The sequence below is a fragment of the Aeromonas sp. s11 genome (assembly GCF_040907945.1).
GTDB classification, from domain to species: Bacteria; Pseudomonadota; Gammaproteobacteria; order Enterobacterales; family Aeromonadaceae; genus Aeromonas; species Aeromonas veronii.
On the sequence record NZ_JBFOCU010000024.1, the window covers coordinates 227,263 to 248,756 of the forward strand.

At 60.3% G+C, this 21,494-nt stretch carries 16 protein-coding genes; 11 read left to right on the forward strand and 5 right to left on the reverse strand.

Translation table 11 applies throughout. From position 1 onward, the window contains the following. Nucleotides 1-16: 16 nt before the first annotated feature. Nucleotides 17-1,417: an asparagine--tRNA ligase gene (asnS, locus tag AB5Y84_RS07450; RefSeq protein WP_368176698.1), complete on the reverse strand. Its 1,401-nt coding sequence runs from the start codon at nucleotides 1,415-1,417 to the stop codon at nucleotides 17-19. Nucleotides 1,418-1,617: 200 nt separating this feature from the next. On the opposite strand from asnS, the gene AB5Y84_RS07455 reads away from it, so the two are divergent. Beyond that, a complete protein-coding gene (locus AB5Y84_RS07455; protein WP_005359354.1) occupies nucleotides 1,618-1,962 on the forward strand; it encodes a hypothetical protein in 345 nt (114 codons plus the stop codon). A gap of 9 nt (nucleotides 1,963-1,971) precedes the next feature. On the opposite strand, the gene AB5Y84_RS07460 is transcribed toward AB5Y84_RS07455, so the two are convergent. Both AB5Y84_RS07460 and bioA read right to left on the reverse strand, forming a co-directional pair. Next, nucleotides 1,972-2,784, reverse strand: a complete 813-nt coding sequence (locus AB5Y84_RS07460; protein ID WP_005350472.1) for a HAMP domain-containing protein — start codon at nucleotides 2,782-2,784, stop codon at nucleotides 1,972-1,974. 176 nt (nucleotides 2,785-2,960) lie between these two features. Then, the gene (gene bioA, locus AB5Y84_RS07465; RefSeq protein WP_368176699.1) at nucleotides 2,961-4,235 is read right to left on the reverse strand and encodes an adenosylmethionine--8-amino-7-oxononanoate transaminase; all 1,275 of its coding nucleotides are present in this window, start codon (nucleotides 4,233-4,235) and stop codon (nucleotides 2,961-2,963) included. Between the two features lie 193 nt (nucleotides 4,236-4,428). Between bioA and bioB the strand changes: the two genes are divergently transcribed. The 5 genes from bioB (at nucleotide 4,429) to htpX (ending at nucleotide 9,241) form a co-directional block, all read left to right on the forward strand. Then, nucleotides 4,429-5,517 carry a biotin synthase BioB gene (gene bioB, locus AB5Y84_RS07470; protein ID WP_005350480.1) on the forward strand — a complete coding sequence of 363 codons (1,089 nt, stop codon included), beginning with the start codon at nucleotides 4,429-4,431 and terminating at the stop codon, nucleotides 5,515-5,517. Then, the gene (gene bioF, locus AB5Y84_RS07475; RefSeq protein ID WP_368176700.1) at nucleotides 5,514-6,710 is read left to right on the forward strand and encodes an 8-amino-7-oxononanoate synthase; all 1,197 of its coding nucleotides are present in this window, start codon (nucleotides 5,514-5,516) and stop codon (nucleotides 6,708-6,710) included. The genes bioB and bioF overlap by 4 nt, the downstream gene beginning before the upstream one ends. Next, the gene (bioC, locus tag AB5Y84_RS07480) at nucleotides 6,703-7,518 is read left to right on the forward strand and encodes a malonyl-ACP O-methyltransferase BioC (RefSeq protein ID WP_236357569.1); all 816 of its coding nucleotides are present in this window, start codon (nucleotides 6,703-6,705) and stop codon (nucleotides 7,516-7,518) included. The genes bioF and bioC overlap by 8 nt, the downstream gene beginning before the upstream one ends. A 59-nt stretch (nucleotides 7,519-7,577) precedes the next feature. After that, nucleotides 7,578-8,255 carry a dethiobiotin synthase gene (gene bioD / locus AB5Y84_RS07485; protein ID WP_005337893.1) on the forward strand — a complete coding sequence of 226 codons (678 nt, stop codon included), beginning with the start codon at nucleotides 7,578-7,580 and terminating at the stop codon, nucleotides 8,253-8,255. Nucleotides 8,256-8,368: 113 nt separating this feature from the next. Then, nucleotides 8,369-9,241, forward strand: a complete 873-nt coding sequence (gene htpX / locus AB5Y84_RS07490; protein WP_005337890.1) for a protease HtpX — start codon at nucleotides 8,369-8,371, stop codon at nucleotides 9,239-9,241. Nucleotides 9,242-9,316: 75 nt separating this feature from the next. On the opposite strand, the gene AB5Y84_RS07495 is transcribed toward htpX, so the two are convergent. Together AB5Y84_RS07495 and AB5Y84_RS07500 are read right to left on the reverse strand one after the other, a co-directional pair. Further along, nucleotides 9,317-11,029, reverse strand: a complete 1,713-nt coding sequence (locus AB5Y84_RS07495) for a methyl-accepting chemotaxis protein (RefSeq protein ID WP_069527875.1) — start codon at nucleotides 11,027-11,029, stop codon at nucleotides 9,317-9,319. A 221-nt stretch (nucleotides 11,030-11,250) separates the two neighbouring features. Then, a complete protein-coding gene (locus AB5Y84_RS07500; RefSeq protein ID WP_368176701.1) occupies nucleotides 11,251-13,101 on the reverse strand; it encodes an MOSC N-terminal beta barrel domain-containing protein in 1,851 nt (616 codons plus the stop codon). A gap of 77 nt (nucleotides 13,102-13,178) precedes the next feature. Here AB5Y84_RS07500 and AB5Y84_RS07505 point away from each other — a divergent pair, with 77 nt between their 5' ends. From AB5Y84_RS07505 to AB5Y84_RS07525, 5 genes are all read left to right on the forward strand, one after another. After that, on the forward strand, nucleotides 13,179-13,931 hold the full coding sequence (locus AB5Y84_RS07505; RefSeq protein ID WP_139429027.1) for an ABC transporter substrate-binding protein: 753 nt from the start codon (nucleotides 13,179-13,181) through the stop codon (nucleotides 13,929-13,931). A gap of 176 nt (nucleotides 13,932-14,107) precedes the next feature. Then, complete coding sequence (locus AB5Y84_RS07510) at nucleotides 14,108-15,754, forward strand: NAD(P)-binding protein (RefSeq protein ID WP_368176702.1); 1,647 nt, start codon at nucleotides 14,108-14,110, stop codon at nucleotides 15,752-15,754. Continuing rightward, nucleotides 15,751-19,326: a pyruvate:ferredoxin (flavodoxin) oxidoreductase gene (gene nifJ / locus AB5Y84_RS07515; RefSeq protein ID WP_368176703.1), complete on the forward strand. Its 3,576-nt coding sequence runs from the start codon at nucleotides 15,751-15,753 to the stop codon at nucleotides 19,324-19,326. The genes AB5Y84_RS07510 and nifJ overlap by 4 nt, the downstream gene beginning before the upstream one ends. 267 nt (nucleotides 19,327-19,593) lie before the next feature. Beyond that, a complete protein-coding gene (locus tag AB5Y84_RS07520; RefSeq protein ID WP_368176704.1) occupies nucleotides 19,594-20,265 on the forward strand; it encodes a hypothetical protein in 672 nt (223 codons plus the stop codon). A 68-nt stretch (nucleotides 20,266-20,333) separates the two neighbouring features. Further along, nucleotides 20,334-21,470, forward strand: coding sequence for an ISAs1 family transposase (locus AB5Y84_RS07525; protein WP_024943479.1), 1,137 nt, complete (start codon nucleotides 20,334-20,336; stop codon nucleotides 21,468-21,470). Nucleotides 21,471-21,494: the final 24 nt, after the last annotated feature.

The window sequence follows — 21,494 nt, forward strand, 5'->3', positions numbered from 1 at the left end:
GGCAAGATGCCGCTGATCAGAACTCGGCGGTACGCGGAGTACGCGGGAACGGGATCACGTCGCGGACGTTGCCCATGCCGGTCACGTAGACCACCAGACGCTCGAAGCCCAGACCGAAGCCGGAGTGCGGGACTGTGCCGTAGCGACGCAGGTCGCGGTACCACCAGTAATCTTCCTTGTTCAGGCCCATCTCGGCCAGACGGGCATCCAGCACGTCCAGACGCTCTTCACGCTGGGAACCACCGATGATCTCGCCGATGCCCGGTGCCAGTACGTCCATCGCGGCAACGGTCTTGCCGTCGTCGTTGAGGCGCATGTAGAAGGCCTTGATATCTTTCGGGTAGTTCTTCACCACCACCGGAGACTTGAAGTGTTCCTCGGCCAGATAGCGCTCGTGCTCGGAGGAGAGATCGATACCCCAGGAGACCGGGAACTCGAACTTCTTGCCGCAGTTTTTCAGCACTTCGATGGCGTCGGTGTAGTCGATCTGGGCGAAGTCGGAGGAGACGAAACGCTCCAGACGGCCGATGGCATCCTTGTCCACGTGCTGGGCGAAGAACTCCAGATCGTCGCGACGCTCGGTCAGTACGGCGTTGAAGACATACTTCAGCATGGCTTCGGCCAGTGCGGCGTTATCTTCCAGATCGTTGAAGGCCACTTCCGGCTCAACCATCCAGAACTCGGCCAGGTGGCGGCTGGTGTTGGAGTTTTCAGCGCGGAAGGTCGGGCCGAAGGTGTAGACCTTGGAGAGGGCGCAGGCATAGGTTTCGGCGTTCAGCTGGCCGGATACGGTCAGGAAAGCCTCTTTGCCGAAGAAATCTTCGTTGTAGTCCACCTTGCCGGCGTCGGTGCGCGGCAGGTTTTCCATGTCCAGAGTGGAGACGCGGAACATCTCGCCGGCACCTTCGGTGTCGGAAGCGGTGATGAGCGGGGTCGCAACCCAGAGGAAACCCTCTTCGTGGAAGAAGCGGTGGATGGCTTGCGCCAGGCAGTGACGAACGCGGGTCACGGCGCCAACGATGTTGGTGCGCGGGCGCAGGTGAGCCTGTTCACGCAGGTATTCGATGCTGTGGCGCTTGGCGGCCATCGGGTAGGTGTCCGGATCTTCGACCCAGCCGACTACCTTCACCTCGGTCGCCTGCAGTTCGAAAGCCTGGCCGCTGCCCTGAGAGGCGGCAACCACGCCGGTCACTTCCACGGAGCAGGCAGTGGTCAGACGCAGCACTTCATTCTCGTAATTGGCCAGGGTATTGGGGACAACTGCCTGTACCGGATGGAAACCGGAGCCATCGGAAATGGCCAAAAATGAGATCCCCGCCTTGGAATCACGGCGAGTCCGGATCCACCCTTTGACAGTTTGGGTGGTGCCGACCGGATACTTACCGGCCAGCACATCTACTACGGATGCGTGCGTCATCGAAATATTGTCTCCAGCTTGTTCTTGCAGCGCTATTTGCAACACTAGGGAGTCTGGCCCGGGCACAGATGGCCCACCATGGCAGACTAAGCCGTCAATCTTACCCGCGCGGGTTTGATAAACAAGCAAAAATGTCGGACTCTGGTGGGGTTTTCGGCATGGTTCACTCAACAAGAGTGTCACGGGCGCAGGAGAGGTGGGTGAAAGATCGGCGGCATGGGCCAGATTGGCTGACACGGGTGTTGCAGGGGCTGGTGATGCTCTGCTGGGGCGGCTTTATCGTGCTGCTTTCCCTTTACCACTATGCCCGGCCCGAAATTGCCTACGGTTTTCTGGTCTATGGCGGGATCGAGGTGCGCGATTATTGGGACCCGGCCCTTACCCCCTGGCTGGTCTACGGGCTCTGGAGCTGCTGCGCCCTGACGCTGGCGGTGTTGCTGCTGGAGCGCAAGCGCAGCCGCCGTCAGGATGACTCCCGGCATGTCAATCTGGCCATCCTGCTATTGGTGCTGATCGCCAGCTTGCTCTTCTACTACGTCGGTTAAGCGCCCGCCTCAGCGGGGCTGATCCGGCTCCTGCCTGCTGGCCTTGGTGCGCTTGCCGAGCTGGCGCTCCACGCTGTCGAGCATCTGGTTGTAGGCCACCGCCACCCGGCCAATCTCGTCGCCGTCATCCCCCTCCAGCCGGTGACCGAAGTCGTGCAGGTCAGTCGCCTCTTCCATGGAGCGGGTCAACTGGTTGAGGGGGCGCACGATCCAGGTGCGGATGACCCAGAGGGTCAGCAGCAGTCCCATCCCGAAGATGCCGGTGAGGATCAGCGCCGAGGTGAGGATATTCTGCTCGACCCGGGTAAACAGCGAATCGAGGGAGTAGTCAAAGCGCACCGCACCAAGCACGGTGTTCTCCGGCACCAGATGACAGCTGGTGCAGTCGGTGCCGCGAAAATCCTTCTTGGCCAGCAGCGGTCGGGTCACTACCAGACGGCTGTGCATGCCGTTGTGCACCACCTCCAGACTCCCTTTGCCCGCCAGTGCCAGCTCATCAAACTCATCTTTTACCTGCTCTGTCTCCCGTCCCGGCCCGAACTGTTTGCTCACCGCATCGCCACGGACGATGCGGGCATCCTCCACATGGGCATGGTCGAGAAATTTGCCGCGCAGGGTATCGCGGGCATCCATCTTGCCGGTCAGCATCAGCATGTTGAGGCCGTCGAAATAGGCTTCGGTCTGCTCGCGGCTCTGCTCCTTGATGAGGGTCAGGATGAGATCGCGCTCGCGCACCGCCTGATAGGCTGCGGAGAAGACCAGTACCATGGAGAAGATGAAGAGCAGGAAAAAGTTGATTTTGGCAGCAATGGAGAGGCGCATGAGCAGTCTTTCTTGATGGTAAAACCGCAGCAGTTTACCCCTCTTGGGGCCTCAGGTCTGGTGTTTTGCTCACATTACGGCAAGTGAAAGCGCACTGAAGTGGATAAAGTTGCCCTCTTTATATATCAAATGCCGGTAGTCAAACGGGCGGCAGCGATGGCCGCCCGCTGCATGCATTAAAACTCGCCTTCGGCGATGGCCTGACGGATGGCGCCGGTCAATACCCGTAGCTCTTCAGGGGTGATGACGAAGGGGGGCATCAGGTAGACCAGCTTGCCAAAGGGGCGGATCCAGGCGCCCAGTTCGACAAACTTGCGCTGGATGCGCGCTACATCCACCCGCTCTTTCATCTCCACCACCCCGATGGCGCCGAGCACCCGCACATCCGCGACCGCCGGGTGCAGGGTCAGCTCTACCAGTTCTGTTCGCAGCTGATGCTCGATGGTGCGCACCCGCTCCTGCCACGGTGAGGCCAGCAGCAGATCGATGGAGGCGTTGGCCACCGCGCAGGCGAGGGGATTACCCATAAAGGTGGGGCCGTGCATAAAGACCCCCGCCTTGCCGTCACAGATGGTATGGGCGACCTGCTCGGTGGTCAGGGTCGCCGAGAGGGTGAGGTAGCCGCCGGTAAGCGCCTTGCCCAGACACATGATGTCGGGGCTGATCCCCGCCCAGTCGCATGCAAACAGCTGGCCGGTGCGGCCAAAGCCGGTGGCAATCTCGTCAGCAATCAGCAGCACGCCGAATTCGTCGCACAGGGCGCGCACCCACTGCAGATAGCGGGGGTGATAGAAGCGTATGCCGCCAGCGCCCTGCACTATGGGCTCAAGCACGATGGCGGCGATCTCCTCGTGATGATCCGCCATGAGTGTCGCCAGCTCCACCACGCACTGCTCATCCCACTCGGCGTGGAAGCGACAGCTGGGGGCATCGACAAAATAGTGTTCCGGCAGGAATCCCTTGTAGAGCTCATGCATGCCGCCATCGGGATCGCAGACGCTCATGGCGCCAAAGGTGTCGCCGTGATAGCCGCTGCGCAGGGCGACAAATTTGGCTCTGGGCGTCCCCCTGGCGTGCCAGTACTGCTGGGCCATCTTGAGTGCCACTTCCACTGCCACCGAGCCGGAATCGGCCAGAAATACCCGATCAAGCCCCTTCGGAGTGATCTCCACCAGCTTGCGGCAGAGCTCGACCGCCGGGGCGTGGGTGAGGCCGCCAAACATCACGTGGGACATCTTGCCGAGCTGGGAGGTGGCGGCAGCATCCAGCTCCGGCACCTGATACCCGTGCACGCAAGCCCACCAGGAGCTCATGCCATCCACCAGTTTGCGGCCATCGCTGAGGGTGATGGTCACCCCTTTGGCGCTGGCCACTTCATAGCAGGGTAGGGGGTGAGTGAGGGAGGTATAGGGGTGCCAGATGTGGTGCAGGTCGAATTCTTGATTGGTCATTTGTTGTTCTATTGTCAATTGGTTTGATCTGGTCGGTGTTGACAGTCTACGCGTGCTCTCTACACTAGCCAACAATTTCAGCCACTTGGCACTGCGCATCACCCTGAGCGCGCAGGCCCGGCGGCGGGTTTTGTGGCCGTCCATCCCAAGATGGCGGGCGCAGGATCCCACTAATAACAACCGGAAGCCATGTATGAATGCTCTCACCGCGGGCGGTCACGCCCTTCGTCATGACTGGACCCTCGCCGAGGTTCAGGCCCTGTTTGCCCTGCCGTTCAACGATCTGCTGTTTCAGGCCCAGACCGTCCACCGCGCCCACTTTGACCCGAATGAAGTGCAGGTGAGTACTTTGCTCTCCATCAAGACCGGCGCCTGCCCGGAAGATTGCAAATACTGCCCCCAGAGCGCCCGTTACCACACCGGTCTTGAGGCCGAGCGGCTGATGGAGGTGGAGAAGGTGCTGGAGCGGGCCCGCGAAGCCAAGGCCAACGGCTCGTCACGCTTTTGCATGGGGGCCGCCTGGCGCAACCCCAAAGAGAAGGACATGCCCTACATCATCCGGATGATCGAGGAGGTGCGCGGGCTCGGTATGGAGACCTGCATGACGCTAGGGATGCTCACCGCCGATCAGGCGGCCCGTCTTGGCGCTGCGGGGCTCGATTACTACAACCACAACCTCGATACCTCGCCCGAGTTTTACGGCGAGATCATCTCTACCCGCACCTATCAGGATCGACTCGATACCCTGGAGCATGTGCGCGGTGCCGGGATGAAGGTCTGCTCCGGCGGTATCGTCGGCATGGGCGAGCAGGCCAAAGACCGTGCGGGCCTCTTGATGGCGCTCGCCAACCTGCCGCGGCACCCGGAGAGTGTGCCCATCAACATGCTGGTCAAGGTGAAGGGAACGCCGCTGGAGGATCAGGAGAACCTCGATCCGTTCGAATTTATCCGCACCATCGCCGTGGCACGGATCATGATGCCCGCCTCCCATGTGCGCCTCTCAGCCGGGCGGGAGAAGATGAATGAGCAGATGCAGGCCATGTGTTTTATGGCCGGGGCCAACTCCATTTTCTATGGCTGCAAGTTGCTGACCACCCCCAACCCGGACGAAAACAGCGATATGCAGCTGTTCAAGCGGCTCGGCATTCGCCCTGCCCAGCGGGCCCAGAAGCCGGATCAGGTTCAAGAAGAGGAGCTGCTGGCCGAGGTGAGTCGCCAGAGCGAGCCTGCCGAGATGTTTTATGACGCCACCCGCCCCCGTGCAGGGGCTGCGCGGTCATGAACGGCCCTGCAGTAACGGGCCCCTTTGTGTTGGGCACGGCTCTGGCCGAGCGCGAGCAGGTGGGTCTGCTGCGCAACCGCATCGCGACCGACGGGGCGAGTGGCGGGCGGCTCAAGGTTGCGGGGCGCGACTACCTCAACTTTTCCGCCAACGACTATCTGGGACTGGCGGATCACGGCGCCATCAAGGCCGCCTTCAACGCGGGGATTGAACGTTATGGCACGGGCTCCGGCGCCTCGCCGCTGGTGACCGGGTACAGCCGAGCCCACCAACAGCTTGAGGAGACCCTGGCCGAGTGGTTCGGGGTGGAGGCGGTGCTGCTGTTCAACTGCGGTTTTTCGGCCAATCAGGCGGTGCTCAAAGCGCTGCTCGGCAAGGAACATCTGCTGTGGCAGGACAAACTCAACCACGCCTCTTTGCAGGAGATGGGCAGCCAGCTCCCTTGCAAGATGAAGCGTTTTGCCCACAACGATATGGCGGCCCTTGAACGGCAGCTTGAGCCAAATCGCGGATTGATTGTGTCGGAAGGGGTGTTCAGCATGGACGGGGATCAGGCTCCCTGGCGCGAGCTCGCAACAATCGCCGCCCAGAGCGGCAACTGGCTGATGATCGACGATGCCCACGGCCTCGGCGTGCTGGGCCCTGAGGGACGCGGCACGCTGGCCGCACAAGGGGTGAACCCGGCCTGCGTACACATCCAGATGGGCACTTTTGGCAAGGCGCTCGGGGTTGCCGGTGCCTTTGTCGGCGGCAGCCGCGAGCTGGTGCAGTATCTGGTCAACTTCGCTCGCCACTATGTCTACAGCACCCATATGCCCGCCGCGCAGGCCTGTGCGGTGAGCAAGAGTATCCAACTGGTACGCGCCGCCGAGGATGCCCGCGCCCATCTTGGCCAGCTGATCGCCCGCTTCCGGCAAGGGGCAAAGGCGCAGGGTTGGCAACTGGGGGAGAGCGATACCCCCATCCAGCCGCTGCTGGTGGGGGAGAGCGTTGCTGCTTTGCAACTGGCTGAACGGCTGCGGGAGCGCGGCGTCTGGGTGAGCGCCATCCGCCCGCCCACTGTGCCGGTCGGTACGGCCCGGCTGCGTATTACCCTGAGTGCGGCTCACCGCGAGCAGGATCTGGATCGCCTGCTCGATGCCTTGGGGGTCTGCCCTGCAGCGACAACGCTTGGGGAGGCTCACCATGACTGAGCGTTTTCAAACGGTCGACAAGGCGCAGCTTGCTCGCCGTTTCGGCGCCGCCGCTCGTCATTACGATGCCCATGCCCGCTTTCAACAGGAGGTGGGTCAGGCGCTGCTGGAATGGATGCCGAGCAGTCCGGTTGGCACTGATCTGACGGTGAGCGGGCTGGATCTGGGCTGCGGCACCGGCTTTTTCTTGCCCCAACTGGCGAACCGTTGTCACCAGCTGGTGGGGCTGGATCTCGCCCCCGGCATGCTGGCGCAGGCCGCCTTGCGTGGCAGCGGCGCCCGCCTGCTCTGCGGCGATGCGGAGCAGCTTCCTTTCGCCGATAACGCGTTCGATTGGATTTTCTCCAGTCTGGCGCTGCAGTGGTGCGAGCGTCCGGCCCAGGCTTTCGGCGAGCTGCTGCGGGTGGTCAAACCGGGCGGCCAGATCTTTTTCTCGACCCTGCTCGATGAGTCGCTCTGGCAGTTGCGAGCCGCCTGGCAGCAGCTTGATGGTCGCGCCCATGTCAATCGCTTCCTCAGCCTGCCACAATTGGAGCAGGCGCTGGCTAGCGCTGGGGTATCTGCTCCCGAGCTGCGTTGTATCACCTGGGATCTCGCCTATCTTGAATTGCCGCAGTTGTTGCGCGATCTCAAGGGGATTGGGGCCAATCAGATCAATGACAATCAGGGGAGTGCCGCCCCGGCCGGTCTGAGCGGTCGCGCCAGATTGCAGCAGCTGACTCAGGCGTATGAGGCGTTTCGCCAGCCCGATGGCAGGCTGGTCGCCAGTTATCGGGTGTGCCTCGGCCGCCTCAGCAAGCCTCGCTGAGCGCCGGGAATCGCATTGTGTGCAGGGTAGTCAACGGGCCCTGCCAAGGAGAGAACCGTATGAAATCATTCTTTATCACCGGCACCGATACCGATGTGGGCAAGACGCTGGTGGCGCGCACCCTGCTGCGCGAATTCAGCGCACAGGGAATCAAGTGCGCGGGCTACAAGCCGGTCTCGGCCGGATGTGCCCGCACTCCGGACGGGCTGCGCAATCTGGATGCCGTTCTGTTGCAGGAGGCGGCGAGTCTGCCGCTGCCCTATGAGGTGGTCAATCCGTTCGCCTATGAGCCGCCGATTGCGCCCCACATCGCCGCCAGCGAGGCGCGCCAGCCTATCACCATGCAGGGGTTGAGCGAGGGGTTGCGCAAGATTGAACAGGCCGGGGCCGAACTGGCGGTAGTGGAAGGGGCGGGGGGCTGGTATCTGCCGCTCGATCGCAAGCATCTGCTGTCGGACTGGGTGAAACAGGAGAACATGGCGGTGATCATGGTGGTGGGGGCCAAGCTGGGTTGCCTCAACCATGCGCTGCTCACCTTTGCCGCCATTCGCAATGATCAGCTGCCGGTGGCGGGGTGGGTAATTAATCGGCTCCATGGTTCCATGAGCCATTATCAGGAAAATCTGGACACCCTGAGGGGCTTGCTGCCAGCCCCCTTCCTCGGCGAAATTCCGTTTATAAACAATCCGCTTGAAGCCGATTTGCAGGGGCGTCTCGATATCTCGCCGCTACTTTGACGGCATATTCAGCGAACATTCATCGAATCTCCCTAGAATGTCGACATTAACATGATCAGGTGGGGATCCCGAGTGATCCCCGGTCATGTCCCTTATCTTCACAAGGAGTCTATATGAAGCGAATTATGCTATTCCTGGTGACCAACCTGGCCGTCATGCTGGTGCTGGGGGTGGTACTCAATATCCTGTTCTCGGTTCTGGGGATCAACAAGTCCAGCATTTCCGGGCTGTTGGTGTTCTGTGCCGTGTTCGGTTTTGGGGGTTCCTTTATCTCCTTGCTGATGTCCAAGTGGATGGCCAAGCGCAGCTATGGCGTCCAGGTCATCGAGCAACCCCGTAACGAGACCGAGCACTGGCTGGTGAGTACTGTGGCCCGTCAGGCCCGCGAAGCGGGTATCAAGATGCCGGAAGTGGGGATCTACGACTCTCCCGAGATGAACGCCTTTGCCACCGGTGCCCGCCGCGATGATTCGCTGGTGGCGGTCTCCTCCGGCCTGCTCTACAGCATGAGCCGTGACGAGGCGGAAGCGGTACTGGCCCACGAGGTGAGCCACGTGGCCAATGGCGACATGGTGACCCTGACCCTGATCCAGGGGGTGGTGAACACCTTCGTGATGTTCTTCGCCCGGATCGTGGCTGGCGTGATCAGCAACTTCTTCAGCTCCAACAACGAGGAAGAGAGCAGCAGTACCGGCGGTTTTGCCTACATGATCACCGTGTTCGTGCTGGAAATGCTGTTCGGTATTCTGGCCTCCATCATCGTCATGTGGTTCAGCCGTCAGCGTGAGTTCCGTGCCGATGCCGGTGCCGCCAAGCTGGCCGGTCGCGACAAGATGATTGCCGCCCTTGAGCGCCTCTCCCGCGGTGCCGAGCCTCAGTTGGAAGGCTCAATGATGGCCTTTGGCATCAACGGCAAGCGCTCCATGAGCGAGCTGTTCATGAGCCACCCGCCCATCGAGCAGCGTATCGCCGCCCTGCGTGGTTGATAGATACTGAATGACGGGGAATACCCTGAATAAAAACGGCTGCCTTCGGGCAGCCGTTTTGCTTTTCAGCGTTCTTTAAAGCTTGAAGTGTCCCATCTCCTGGCGCAGTACCCGTGACAGCTGCTTGAGCTTGGCCGCCTCTTGGGACACGTGACGGGCGGCATCCCCCGATTGCTCGGAGAGGGAGGTGATGTTGCCGACGGTCGAGACCACCTCGTTGGCGGCGGTGGACTGCTCGCGCAGGGTGTGGCTGATCTCTCCCATCAGGCCGGTGAGGTTGGAGGCGTGGCTCTGGATGCTGGCGATCGCCTCGCCGGTCTGGTTAGCCAGCGTGACCCCGCGGGAGACGTTGTTGACCGTGTTTTCCATGCTGCGGATGGAGGCATCCGCCCCGCTCTGGATTTTGCTAATCATCCCGGTGATCTGCTGGGTTGAGGCCGCCGAGCGGCTGGCCAGATTGCGCACCTCGTCGGCCACCACCGCAAAGCCGCGACCCTGTTCACCGGCCCGCGCTGCCTCGATGGCCGCGTTGAGAGCCAGCAGGTTGGTTTGATCGGCGATACCGCGGATCACCCCGATGATCTCCGAAATCTGCTGGGTATGGCCGTTGAGCTCGGAGATGGTGCTGGCCGCATCCCCCACCGTGGTGGAGATATTCTCGATGCTGCCAAGCGTCTCTTTAATGACCCCTGACCCCTCCTCCAGGGTATTGGCGGAGACCTTGCTCAGCTCGTCGGCATGGGTGGCGTTGTCGGAGAGGTGGCTGATGCTCACTACCAGCTCCTCTATGGCGGCGGCCATGGTCTGGGTGCTGGTTTGCTGATCGGTGGCAAACTGGGCAGTCTGCTCGGCGATCTGGGCGATGCTGTCGGCAGAGTGGGACAACTCCTCGGTGGAGTGGGAGACCTTGGCGATGATCCCCTTGAGGGTGGTCTGCATACCGCCGAGCAGACCGATCAGGCTCTCTTTCGATCCTGGCGGCACCTTGATGGGGCGCGAGAAGTCCCCTTCCGCCATCATATGGAGATCGGTCTTGAGCTGTTCGACCGAGGTGCCCACCAGATCGAGCAGGGAGCGATAGGTGCGCCAGAGGAAGAACATCAACACCAGACCGAGGGCGATAAAGAGATAGCGCAGCATGTCGGTATTGGCGATGGCGCTCTCGACTGCCTCGTGGTTGCGCTGCTCCATCATCACGTAGAAGTCATCGATGGGGGACATGATGCGCCCCTTGTTCTGGTGATAGGCCTTGTCATGCATCATGGCGATGGCTTTTTGCTGGTTGGCAACCGGATCGCCATCGGTCTGCTGCACCAGCTTGAAGGCGGCGACCTCGGTGTTGACCAGCGCATCCGAGTTGTTTTTGGCCTCGTTCAGTTTGGCGAGCTCACCGTCGGTGAAACCGGCATCCTTCATCAGGTCGATCAGGCCACGGCGAACATTGCTGTCGGGGCGGGGATTCTGGCCGTTGGCGGCGACAAAGTCCCAGTAGATACGGTTGTAGCCATCCGGTCTCGGCTGTTCGCCGTTGCGAATGGCCAGGATCCGCATGTACTGCTGTTCGTAGGCTGGATCCTTGGTGATGACGTAGGTGCGCCCGAGTCGGGTCAGGTCATCGGAGGATTGGCGCAGTTCGTCGGCCAGCAGGTAGGAGACATATTGTTGTCGATAACTCTCTTCCAGTTGTTTACCAGCCCAGCTGTAGGCGAAAAACACCAGTGACAGCAGGATCAGGGTGATGACGGATAGCAGCAGGTTGAGTTGAAAGGCGGGCTTGTTCTGTTCCATGGTATGGGCGTCCTTTCCCTATGGCTGAGTGTCGTATGGAGCATCGCCAAGTCAATGGCTGGCAAGGCTTTTTGCTCTGAGAGTATAGGAAGGGAAACTCACTGATGAAGGCCGTGGGGACAAATTAAGGGCGGGTCAGGTGAACAAGTGTGGATAAAGATGACCGGGGTCAATTCCCCGGTCATCTGGGGGGCGTGAGTTAATGCGGCCCGATCACCCGATCATAGGATTTCAAGGTCGGTGAGCGGCACGGCGCAGCAGGTGAGGATCTTGCCCTCGGCCCGCTCGGCGGCGGTGATGGCGGGGGCGTCGGGGTGATCCACCTCGCCCGAGATCAGCGTCTGTTTGCAACTGCCGCAGATGCCGGCGCGGCAGCTCCACGGCAGCTCTACACCTTGCTTGTTGGCCTGATCCAGCACTGTGCCCTGATTGTTGCCGGTAAAGGCTTGGGCGCCGATACGCAGTTGCACCGCCTGATGGGGGCGGGCCACCGAGAGAATGGCGCCGCCAAAGCTCTCCTGTCTGATCCGTGCGGCCGGTACGCCGAGGGCTGCAACTTTGGCGGCAGCATCGGCCATAAAGCCGTGGGGGCCACAGATAAAGACCTCTTTTTCGGCCAGCCCTTTGATACGTTGCAGATGCTCATCATTGAGTCGCCCTTGCAGCCCCTGCCAGTGATTGTCCGGCTGGCTCAGGATAATGGTGAGGGTCATCCCTTGCTGCGCCATGGCATGCAGTTCGCTGGCGGCGGGAATGTCCGCTTCGCTGCGGCACAGGTGCATAAAGTGAACCTCTTCCAGCACCCCGCGTAGCGCCAGGGTGCGCGCTATCGCCAGCATGGGGGTGACGCCGGAGCCTGCGGAGAGCAACAGGATGTTGCGCTCGGACCCTAAGTGAAACTCACCAGCGGGGTTGGCGGCCAGCAACCGGTCGCCCACCTGCAACTGCTGGTGCAGCCAGTGGGAGATGCGGCCACCCTCCACCTTTTTGACGCTGATGCTGTAGCGCTCCGGGTGGTCCGGCGTAGAGCTCAGGGTATAGCGCCGCTGGATCCGCTCGTTTTTGATATCGAGGCTGATGGGCAGATGCTGGCCCGGCAGGTAGTCGGGCAGGGGCTCGCCATCGGCCGCCTCGAACCAGAAGGTCTCCAGATCCCGCGCCAGCGGTTCACGGGCCACGCAGACCAGCTCCCGCTTCTTCGGTGCGGCGGCGGGATAGACCACCGGACGGGTGCGCTCCAGCACTTCTATCTCGCTGCCAGCCTCAATCCACCCATCGTTCAGGGCGATCAGGTTCTGGCCGAAGTAGACCTCGCCATCCTCGCCACGGCGGTAGCGGGTGAGGGTGGCCAGCGGCTCTTTGAGGGCGTTGAAGCGATCGGTGCCCGCTTCCACCGTGGTCATGATGCAGCGGCTGCAGGGCTTGACCACTTTAAATTCCACCTCACCGATGCGGATGCGCACCCAGCTGTCCTCCTCGAAGGGCTGGGTATTGCTTGCCACCAGATTGGTGCGGAATTGGCTCATCTGGTGCAGGGCATCGGAGCGCAGATTGAGATCCTCAAGGGAAGCCTGGCTTATCAGCAGCAGCGGATAACCATCGGCAAAGCTGACCCGGGTGCCGGTCTTTTCACGAAAGCGATCCGAGGTTTCACCCAGCCAGAGCAGTTGCACCTTCTCCCCTGCCACCCGGCTTAGCCACCCATCGGCTTTGGGGTCGGTGTGCAGGGCGGTGAAACGGTCGCTCCAGACTCCGGTAGCTTGCGGGGCGCGGCTGAAGTCGGCCTCTTGCAGGGTGAGCGGTTCAAAGCCCGGATAGCGCAGTTGCAAGCCACCTTCGATGGGGGTAGCCACGACCTGTTGCAGCTGGGGATGGGTTCGGGCGGTGATAAAGGTGCCGTCCGGTTTGACCACCATGTAGCGGCGATCCCCTGCCAGTCCCTCTTCGGTCACCCGGGCGCGAGCCAGCGGCATACCTGCAGTCGATTTGATGGGGTAGAGGTGAATGCTGTCTAGCCTGGGCATCTTCATATCCTTGTGACGCGGCGCGATCGCCTGGAAAAAGGGGAACATAACGGTTCCCCGGCGATCCGGCAATCCTTTCAAGGGGGCGGTCTATAGTTGGGAAAACAGAACAAGAGGGCATAGGGATGAAAATAAGCTGGTTGCTGGCGGGTAGCCTTTTTTGCCACGGGCTCTGGGCGCAGGAGCTGACCCTGACCACGGGAGAGTATCCCCCTTACTGCTCCGAGACGCTGAAATATCAGGGGCTTATCCCTCATGTGGTGAGCGAGGCATTCAAGAGTGAAGGGGTGAGCGTCAAGTTCCAGTTTCTTCCCTGGAAGCGGGCCTTTCGCTTGTCGGAGGAGGGGGTGGTGGATGGCACTGTCCACTGGTATGAGTCGAGCGAGCGGCGCAAAACCCATCTCTACAGCGATCCCATCCTGAGCGAAACCTACGTCTGGTTCTATCTCAAGTCAGCTCCGCTGGAATGGCGTGGCTATCAGGATCTGGCGGATCGCAAGCTGGCTGCGGTCAGTGGCTATACCTACAATGCAGATTTTTTTGCAGCCATCGCGCAGGTGCCGCTGCAGGTGCAGTTTGTCACCCGACTGCGCCAGAGTTTCGATCTGCTGCTCTCCGGCCGCGCCGACCTGACGCTGGAGAACATAGATGTCGGCTACTACTCCCTGCGTCAGTTCTACCCGGCCAGCACGGTCGATCTCTTTGCAACCCATTCAAAACCCGTGATGAAAGTTGAAGGCCACCTGCTGATCAGCCGCAAGCGCGCCAACGCTGACGAGCTGATCAAAACCTTCAATCGGGGGCTCGCCAAACTGAAAGCCAGCGGTCAGCTGGAGAAGATGTTACTTGAGTCACGTTCTGGTCTCTATGAACCATAAAGTGCAACATTTTTTGATCCTGATTCGCTAATCAGTACAAAAAAGCGGCCATTATCGACCCAGTTCCCAGTTTCTAACGCTTTCGCTTCTTCCCCATCCGGCCACCGTCCGCTTCGGCTACACGGTATCAAGCGCCATCGGGTGGGGCCTGTCACACAAAAAGAAGAAAGCAATGTATGAGCAAACAACTGGACATGACCCCATTGCCGGATCTCTCCCTGAAAACGGGAACAGGCCCGGTGCGTACCCGGCTACCCGTCTGGCGGCCGGCCCTGCCACCCTGCAATCACGCCTGCCCGGCCGGAGAAAATATCCAAGCCTGGCTCTCTTTGGCGCAGGCCGGCCGTTTTGAGGCGGCCTGGCAGACCCTGATCGAAGAGAACCCCTTGCCCGCCATCCATGGCCGGGTCTGCTATCACCCCTGCGAGAGCGCCTGCAACCGCGGGCAGGTGGATGAATCCGTCTCTATCCACGCCATCGAGCGTTTCCTCGGCGACGAAGCGCTAGCCCGTGGTTGGCAGCCTGCGCCACCCGCGCCCGCCAGCGGCAAGAAGGTGCTGGTGATCGGTGCCGGCCCCTCCGGTCTCTCCTGCGCCTGGCACCTCAACCGGCTCGGTCATCAGGTGGAGATCCGCGAAGCGGGGCCACTGGCGGGCGGCATGCTGCGCTTCGGTATTCCCGCTTACCGTCTGCCTCGCGATGTGCTGGAGCGGGAGGTAGCCCGTATCGTGGCGGCCGGAGTGACGCTGACCCTCAACCACAAGGTAGAGGATGTGCTGCGCGAGCGCGACGAGGGGGGCTTTGATGCCGTCTTTATGGCCATCGGCGCCCATCTGGCCAAGCGGGTCGATATTCCGGCTCGGGAAGCGGGCAAGATCCTCGATGCGGTGAGTTTCCTCGAACAGGCCAGTCTGGCCGAAGAACAGGGCTTGCCGCCCCCTAAACTGGGACGGCGGGTAGCGATTTATGGGGGTGGCAATACCGCCATGGATGCGGCCCGTACCGCCCGCCGTTTGGGCGTTGAAGAGGCAATGATCATCTACCGTCGTGACCGGGATCATATGCCTGCCCACGCCTTTGAAGCCGATGAGGCCGAGGAGGAGGGTATCAAGATCAACTGGCTGCGCAGCATCCGCCAGCTCGACAACACCAATATCGAGGTGGAGGTGATGGCGCTGGATGCCGAGGGCAAGCCGGTGCCCACCGGCAAGTTTGAAACCCTCGAAGCGGACTCCCTTATTCTGGCGCTCGGTCAGGAGGTCGATCTCTCGGTGCTGGAGAGCATTCCCGGCGTGCGGGTCAACAAGGAGGGAGTGGTGCAGGTGGCGGGTAACCTGATGACGGATGTGCCGGGTCTGTTTGCGGGTGGCGACATGGTGCCCTCCGAGCGCACCGTTACCATCGCCACCGGCCATGGCAAGAAGGCGGCGCGCCATATGGATGCCTGGCTGCGCGGTCGCCACTACCACAAACCGCTCTCCTACCCGCTGGTGGGGCCGGAGCAGTTGCAGCTCTGGTTCCAGACCCACGCCCCGGCCAGCAGTCAGCCGGTCAAACCGGCGTGGGCGCGGGATGATTTTGGCGAGATCATCGGCGGGCTGGATGAGGTGGCCGCCCGCTACGAGGCGGCGCGCTGCTACTCCTGCGGCAACTGCTTCCAGTGCGACGGCTGCTACGGTAGTTGCCCCGAGCAGGCCATCGCCAAGCTGGGGCCGGGCAAGGGCTATCAGGTGGATGCCGAGCGCTGCACCGGCTGCGGTGCCTGTCACGACCAGTGTCCCTGCCACGCCATCGAGCTGCGCCAACCGGAGGAGTCCCAATGAAACATGAATTGATCATGGTCGACGGCAACGAAGCCGCGGCCCGGGTGGCCTACCAGCTGAGCGAAGTGTGTGCCATCTACCCCATTACCCCGAGCTCGACCATGGCCGAACTGGCCGATGCCTGGGCGGCGGAGGGACAGACCAACCTGTGGGGCAACATCCCCACAGTGGTGGAGATGCAGAGTGAAGGGGGGGCGGCCGGTACGGTACACGGCGCCCTGCAGGCGGGGGCGCTGGCCACCACCTTCACCGCCAGTCAGGGGCTGATGCTGATGCTGCCAAACATGTACAAGATCGCCGGTGAATTGACCTCGGCGGTGTTCCATGTGGCGGCCCGTTCGCTGGCGGCGCAGGGGCTGTCGATTTTTGGCGACCATCAGGATGTGATGGCGGCGCGCAGCACCGGCTTTGCCATGCTTGCCTCCGGCTCGGTGCAGGAGGCGCAGGACCTGGCCTTGGTCGCCCACAGCGTCACCCTGCAGTGCCGGGTGCCCTTTATCCACTTCTTCGACGGGTTCCGTACTTCCCACGAGGTGAACAAGATCACCGCCCTGCATCGGGATGAAATTCGGGCCCATATCGACAACGACTGGGTACGCGCCCACCGTGCACGGGCCCTCAACCCGGATCATCCTGTGATGCGTGGCACCGCCCAGAACCCGGATACCTACTTCCAATCCCGCGAGAGCGTCAACCCCTTCTACGAAGCGGTACCGGCGCGGGTGCAGCAGTGCATGGACAGCCTCGGCGAGCTGACCGGCCGCCACTACCGGTTGGTTGAGTACCACGGCGCGCCCGATGCCACCGACGTCATCGTGCTGATGGGCTCGGGGGCGGCTACCGCCCGCACTACCGTGGATTGGCTCAACCAACAGGATCGCAAGACCGGGGTCTTGGTTGTGCGCCTCTATCGCCCCTTCCCGGTACAGGCGCTGCTGGATGCCCTGCCCGAGAGCGTGCAGCGCATGGCGGTGCTGGATCGCACCAAGGAGCCGGGGGCGGGCGGTGAGCCGCTGCTGCTGGATGTGCAGAGCGCGCTGATCGATGGCTTGCAGCGCGGTCTTATCAAGCGGCTGCCTTGGCTCAGTGGCGGTCGCTACGGCCTCTCCTCCAAGGAGTTCACCCCCGCCATGTGCGCGGCGGTATTCGAGGAGCTGGCCTCCGATGCGCCGCGCCCCCGCTTTACCGTGGGGATCGTCGATGATGTGTCGGGCCTCAGTCTGGCATGGCACCCCATAGGCGATCTGGAGCCTGCCAGCCGGGTGCGGGCGCTCTTCTTCGGCCTCGGCGCTGATGGCACAGTCGGTGCCAACAAGAACAGCATCAAGATCATCGGCGAGCTGGAGGGGTTCCACGCTCAGGGCTACTTCGTCTACGACTCCAAGAAGTCGGGCTCGCGCACCGTCTCCCACCTGCGCTTTGGCCCCGAGCCCATCGATGCCCCCTGGCTTATCGAGCAGGCGAGCTTTATCGGCTGCCACCAGTGGGGGTTTGTCGAATCGGTGGATCTGCTGGAACATGCCGCCGAAGGGGCGACCCTGCTGCTTAATGCTCCCTATGAGGCGGACAAGGTGTGGGGCCAGCTGCCCGAGCGGCTGCGCGCCCGCATCCGTGCCCTCAATATCCGCCTCTACTGCATCGATGGGGATCGGGTGGCCGAGCGCAACGGCATGGGCAATCGCATCAACACCATCATGCAGACCTGTTTCTTCGCGCTGGCTGGCATCTTGCCGCGGGATGAGGCGATTGCGCTGATCAAGGAGAGCATCGAGAAGAGTTATGCTCGCAAGGGGCCCGAAGTGGTCGAGCGCAACTTCGCGGCGGTGGATGACACTCTGGCTCATCTCCATCAGGTGGCCATCCCGGCCGGTGAGGAGCAGATCAGCGACTATCCGCTACCGCTGGCACCGGGTGGCAGCGAGTTTGTCCAGCGGGTCACCGGCGAGATGCTGGCGGGGCGCGGCGATCTGATCCCCGTCTCCATGCTGCCGGTGGATGGCACTTACCCCACTGCTACCAGCCGCTTCGAGAAGCGGGATATCGCCCGCGAGATCCCGATCTGGCACTCCGATATCTGCATCCAGTGCGGCAACTGCGTCTTTGTCTGCCCCCACGCGGCGCTGCGGGCCAAATTCTACCATCAGGACTGGCTGGCGACCGCCCCCGAGGCGGCGCAGTCGGTGCCCGTCACCGCCAAGGGCTTCCCCGATAGCCGCTACACCTTGCAGCTCTATCCGGAGGATTGCACCGGCTGCGGCCAGTGCGTGCAGGCCTGTCCGGTGCGGGCTGGGGCGGATGAGAGCCATGAAGGCGAGCGCGCCATCACCATGATGGACAAGGCGCCCCATCTGGCTGGCCAGAAACAGGCGCTGCGTTGGTTCGAGAGCCTGCCCTGGCCTGCCCGCGAGCGGGTGGACTTCTCTACGGTGCGCGGTGCCCAGTTCCTCGAACCCCTGTTCGAGTTCTCCGGCGCCTGCGCTGGCTGTGGCGAGACTCCGTATCTCAAGCTGCTGACCCAGCTGTTTGGCGATCGCATGCTGGTGGCCAACGCCACCGGTTGCTCCTCCATCTACGGCGGCAACTTGCCGACTACCCCGTGGGCCAAGAACAGCGAAGGGAAGGGGCCGGCCTGGTCCAACTCCCTGTTCGAGGACAACGCCGAGTTTGGCTTTGGTTTTCGTCTCACCGCCGATCAGCATCACGGTCAGGCGGTGGCGGCCCTTGAGGCGATGAAGGGGGAGCTGGGCCCAGAGCTGGTCGATACCCTGATTAGCGCCCCGCAGCGGCTGGAGTCGGAGATCCGCGCCCAGCGTACCCGGGTGGTGCAAGTGCGCGAGCGGCTGGAAGAGGTGAAATCCGGCAAGGCTCGCGAGCTGCTGTCACTCATCGATCAGCTGGTGCGCCGCTCGGTCTGGATCATCGGCGGCGATGGCTGGGCCTATGACATCGGCTCGGCGGGGCTCGATCATGTGCTCGCCTCCGGGCGCGATGTGAACGTGCTGGTGATGGATACCGAGGTCTACTCCAACACTGGCGGCCAGATGTCGAAATCGACCCCGCTTGGCGCCGTCGCCAAGTTCGCGGCGGGAGGCAAGACGCTGGCCAAGAAGGATGTGGCGCTGCAAGCCATCTCCTACGGCAACGTATATGTTGCCCGCATCGCCTTTGGTGCCAACCCGCAGCAGGCGCTGCAAGCCTTGCGTGAGGCTGAGGCCTACCCGGGCCCGTCGCTTATCATCGCCTACAGCCACTGTATCGCCCACGGCATCGATATGGAGTTTGGCCTGACCCAGCAAAAACGGGCCGTCGCCTCCGGTCACTGGCCGCTGATGCGTTACAACCCGGTATTGCGCAGTGCGGGGCAGAACCCCTTTAGTCTCGATAGCCTGCGCCCCTCCATTCCCCTCGCTACATACCGCCAAGAGGAGACCCGTTATCGGGTGCTGGCCCAGAGCCATCCGGAGGAGGCCGAACGGCTGATGCAGGTGGCGCAACAAGTGGCGTGGCAGAAGTGGGCCACCTACGAGGAGATGGCCACCCGCGAGGCCAGCCATTTCCATCCGCCGGTGTGAGGATGGAGTGAGTGAAATATAACCAAGCGGGCCAGTGGCCCGCTTTTTGTGTGGAAAGAAAGTGAGTTGTCTGTTGAGTAAAAATATACAATTTTCCGAAAAAGTTTGGTGTTATGTAGAAATTCGTCAGTACTAGCACATTGAGAAAAATGAAAATAATGGATAATCTACGTGCAAATCTAATTAAAGGGAACACGTAAAATGAGCCAGTATATAGAGGGCGTCGAAAAGTTTTATTCGCTATCGAATCAACCGTGGATGAAACAGATGGACAGAATTCAATCTATTCTAAATCCAGCGTGGAGGAAGGAAATTGAACGTATTAATGCTATTCAAAAGTCTATTATTAGTCCAGAAGTTACACTGCTTTCTCAGTCCATAAATAAATACAAAATTAATCTGACTTGGTTGGATGAATTTTCCCAGCTCGGGATACAAAAATACCTGAGGTCTATTGAGCGAAATATCCCAGCATTCAATAATCTTACACACCTCCCTAACGAGTTTATTTTGACATTAAACTTGTTGAAACAACATCGGACCTTGATTCAAAGTGTTGATTTTTATGAGTGTTCAGCCGAATTAGTTGAATATGAAGATGGCTCTGATATTTCCAGTGTATTATCTGAAGTAAACGAAACACTTAGAGAAAGTAGTTTATCTCGACATTCATTATTAGAAGCCCTTCAGAAACTTCCAGGGTTCTTTAAAGTTATTATACTGTTGTTTATAACTGAAATAATTGCACCGATAACTGTTGATATATACATTAAACCTGAGATTGAAGAGTTTCTAAGGAACAATGATGAACCTCGTAGAGTTCAGACTAATGCGATTAAAAAACTTCCTAAAAGTATCGGTGTAGATGTAACACCTCTAAACAGATTTATTAGCGGAGATGAGGTTCGATTGCAGGGCAAGATCGCGAACGTTTTTTAAGCAGGGCACGAGGATTTGACCGACCGAACAGGGTGTGATCTTATACTCTCTTTTACGGGAGTTTCGTCATGAACCATCAAGCGGCATTTACCCAATTCTTCTCCGAACTTGAAGACCCTCGTCAGACAACCAAAATCGCGTACCCCTTCTTCGATGTGGTTTTTCTCACCGTCTGTGCTGCTATTGGTGGAGCTCAAGGTTGGGAAGATATCGAGCTTTTCGGCGAGGCACATCTGGAATGGTTTCAGCGTAATGGATTGTTTCATAACGGATTACCTGTTCACGACACCATAGCCAGGATCATCTCCCGTATTCAACCGGAGCAATTCCAGAACGCCTTCGTCCGCTGGATGCAAGCAACATCAGAACGTACCGATGGTGAGCTGATTGCCATTGACGGCAAGACCTTACGCAGCTCTTACGACCGAGACAGTCGTCAGTCTACCATTCATATGGTCAGTGCCTTTGCCGCTGAGAATCGTCTGGTGCTCGGGCAAGTCAAAACAGATGAGAAATCTAACGAAATCACCGCCATTCCTGAATTACTGGCACTCCTCGATATAAAAGGCTGCCTGGTATCCATCGATGCCATGGGCTGCCAGACTGGAATAGCCTCAACCATAGTCAAGGGCGGTGGCGACTACTTGCTGGCGGTAAAAGGTAACCAGCCCACACTGCATAATGCAGTACGCGCAGCTCTGGCCGAGTCGACCAAGAAGCCGCTGAGTGAAGAAACGCTCAGTGTCGAGAAAGAGCACGGTCGCATCGATGGCCGCGAGTACCATGTGTTACCAGCCGGAGCACTATCAGAGCAATTTCCAGAGTGGAAATCGCTGAAGACTGTCGGTGTCGCAATATCCTATCGAATTGAAAATATGGAAAAATTTTCGATGGAGTATCGCTACTACATCAGCTCGGCTGAACTGACACCAGAGCAGTTTGCTTCAGCGGTACGAGGGCACTGGGCAATTGAAAATAGCCTGCACTGGGTTCTGGATGTCGTGATGAATGAGGATGCCTGCCAGATATATCGAGGTGATGCCCCTCAAATATTGGCCTGTGCACGACACATGGCGCAAAACATGCTGCGAGCCGAAACCAGCCGTAAGGCAAGCTTGCGGAAGAAGCAGCAATTTGCGGGCATGAGCAGCCCATATCTGGAAAAGGTATTGGATTCAGGGCTGGCTGAATTGAAGTCAATTTAACAATATGTTCACGCTCTCGCCCTG

Excerpts from the sequence above, each read along its gene's own strand:
- asnS (WP_368176698.1), bottom strand. The coding sequence starts at position 1,417 with ATGACGCACGCATCCGTAGTAGATGTGCTGGCCGGTAAGTATCCGGTC.
- AB5Y84_RS07460 (WP_005350472.1), bottom strand. The coding sequence starts at position 2,784 with ATGCGCCTCTCCATTGCTGCCAAAATCAACTTTTTCCTGCTCTTCATC.
- bioA (WP_368176699.1), bottom strand. The coding sequence starts at position 4,235 with ATGACCAATCAAGAATTCGACCTGCACCACATCTGGCACCCCTATACC.
- bioB (WP_005350480.1), top strand. The coding sequence starts at position 4,429 with ATGAATGCTCTCACCGCGGGCGGTCACGCCCTTCGTCATGACTGGACC.
- bioF (WP_368176700.1), top strand. The coding sequence starts at position 5,514 with ATGAACGGCCCTGCAGTAACGGGCCCCTTTGTGTTGGGCACGGCTCTG.
- bioC (WP_236357569.1), top strand. The coding sequence starts at position 6,703 with ATGACTGAGCGTTTTCAAACGGTCGACAAGGCGCAGCTTGCTCGCCGT.
- bioD (WP_005337893.1), top strand. The coding sequence starts at position 7,578 with ATGAAATCATTCTTTATCACCGGCACCGATACCGATGTGGGCAAGACG.
- htpX (WP_005337890.1), top strand. The coding sequence starts at position 8,369 with ATGAAGCGAATTATGCTATTCCTGGTGACCAACCTGGCCGTCATGCTG.
- AB5Y84_RS07495 (WP_069527875.1), bottom strand. The coding sequence starts at position 11,029 with ATGGAACAGAACAAGCCCGCCTTTCAACTCAACCTGCTGCTATCCGTC.
- AB5Y84_RS07500 (WP_368176701.1), bottom strand. The coding sequence starts at position 13,101 with ATGTTCCCCTTTTTCCAGGCGATCGCGCCGCGTCACAAGGATATGAAG.
- AB5Y84_RS07505 (WP_139429027.1), top strand. The coding sequence starts at position 13,179 with ATGAAAATAAGCTGGTTGCTGGCGGGTAGCCTTTTTTGCCACGGGCTC.
- AB5Y84_RS07510 (WP_368176702.1), top strand. The coding sequence starts at position 14,108 with ATGAGCAAACAACTGGACATGACCCCATTGCCGGATCTCTCCCTGAAA.
- nifJ (WP_368176703.1), top strand. The coding sequence starts at position 15,751 with ATGAAACATGAATTGATCATGGTCGACGGCAACGAAGCCGCGGCCCGG.
- AB5Y84_RS07520 (WP_368176704.1), top strand. The coding sequence starts at position 19,594 with ATGGACAGAATTCAATCTATTCTAAATCCAGCGTGGAGGAAGGAAATT.
- AB5Y84_RS07525 (WP_024943479.1), top strand. The coding sequence starts at position 20,334 with ATGAACCATCAAGCGGCATTTACCCAATTCTTCTCCGAACTTGAAGAC.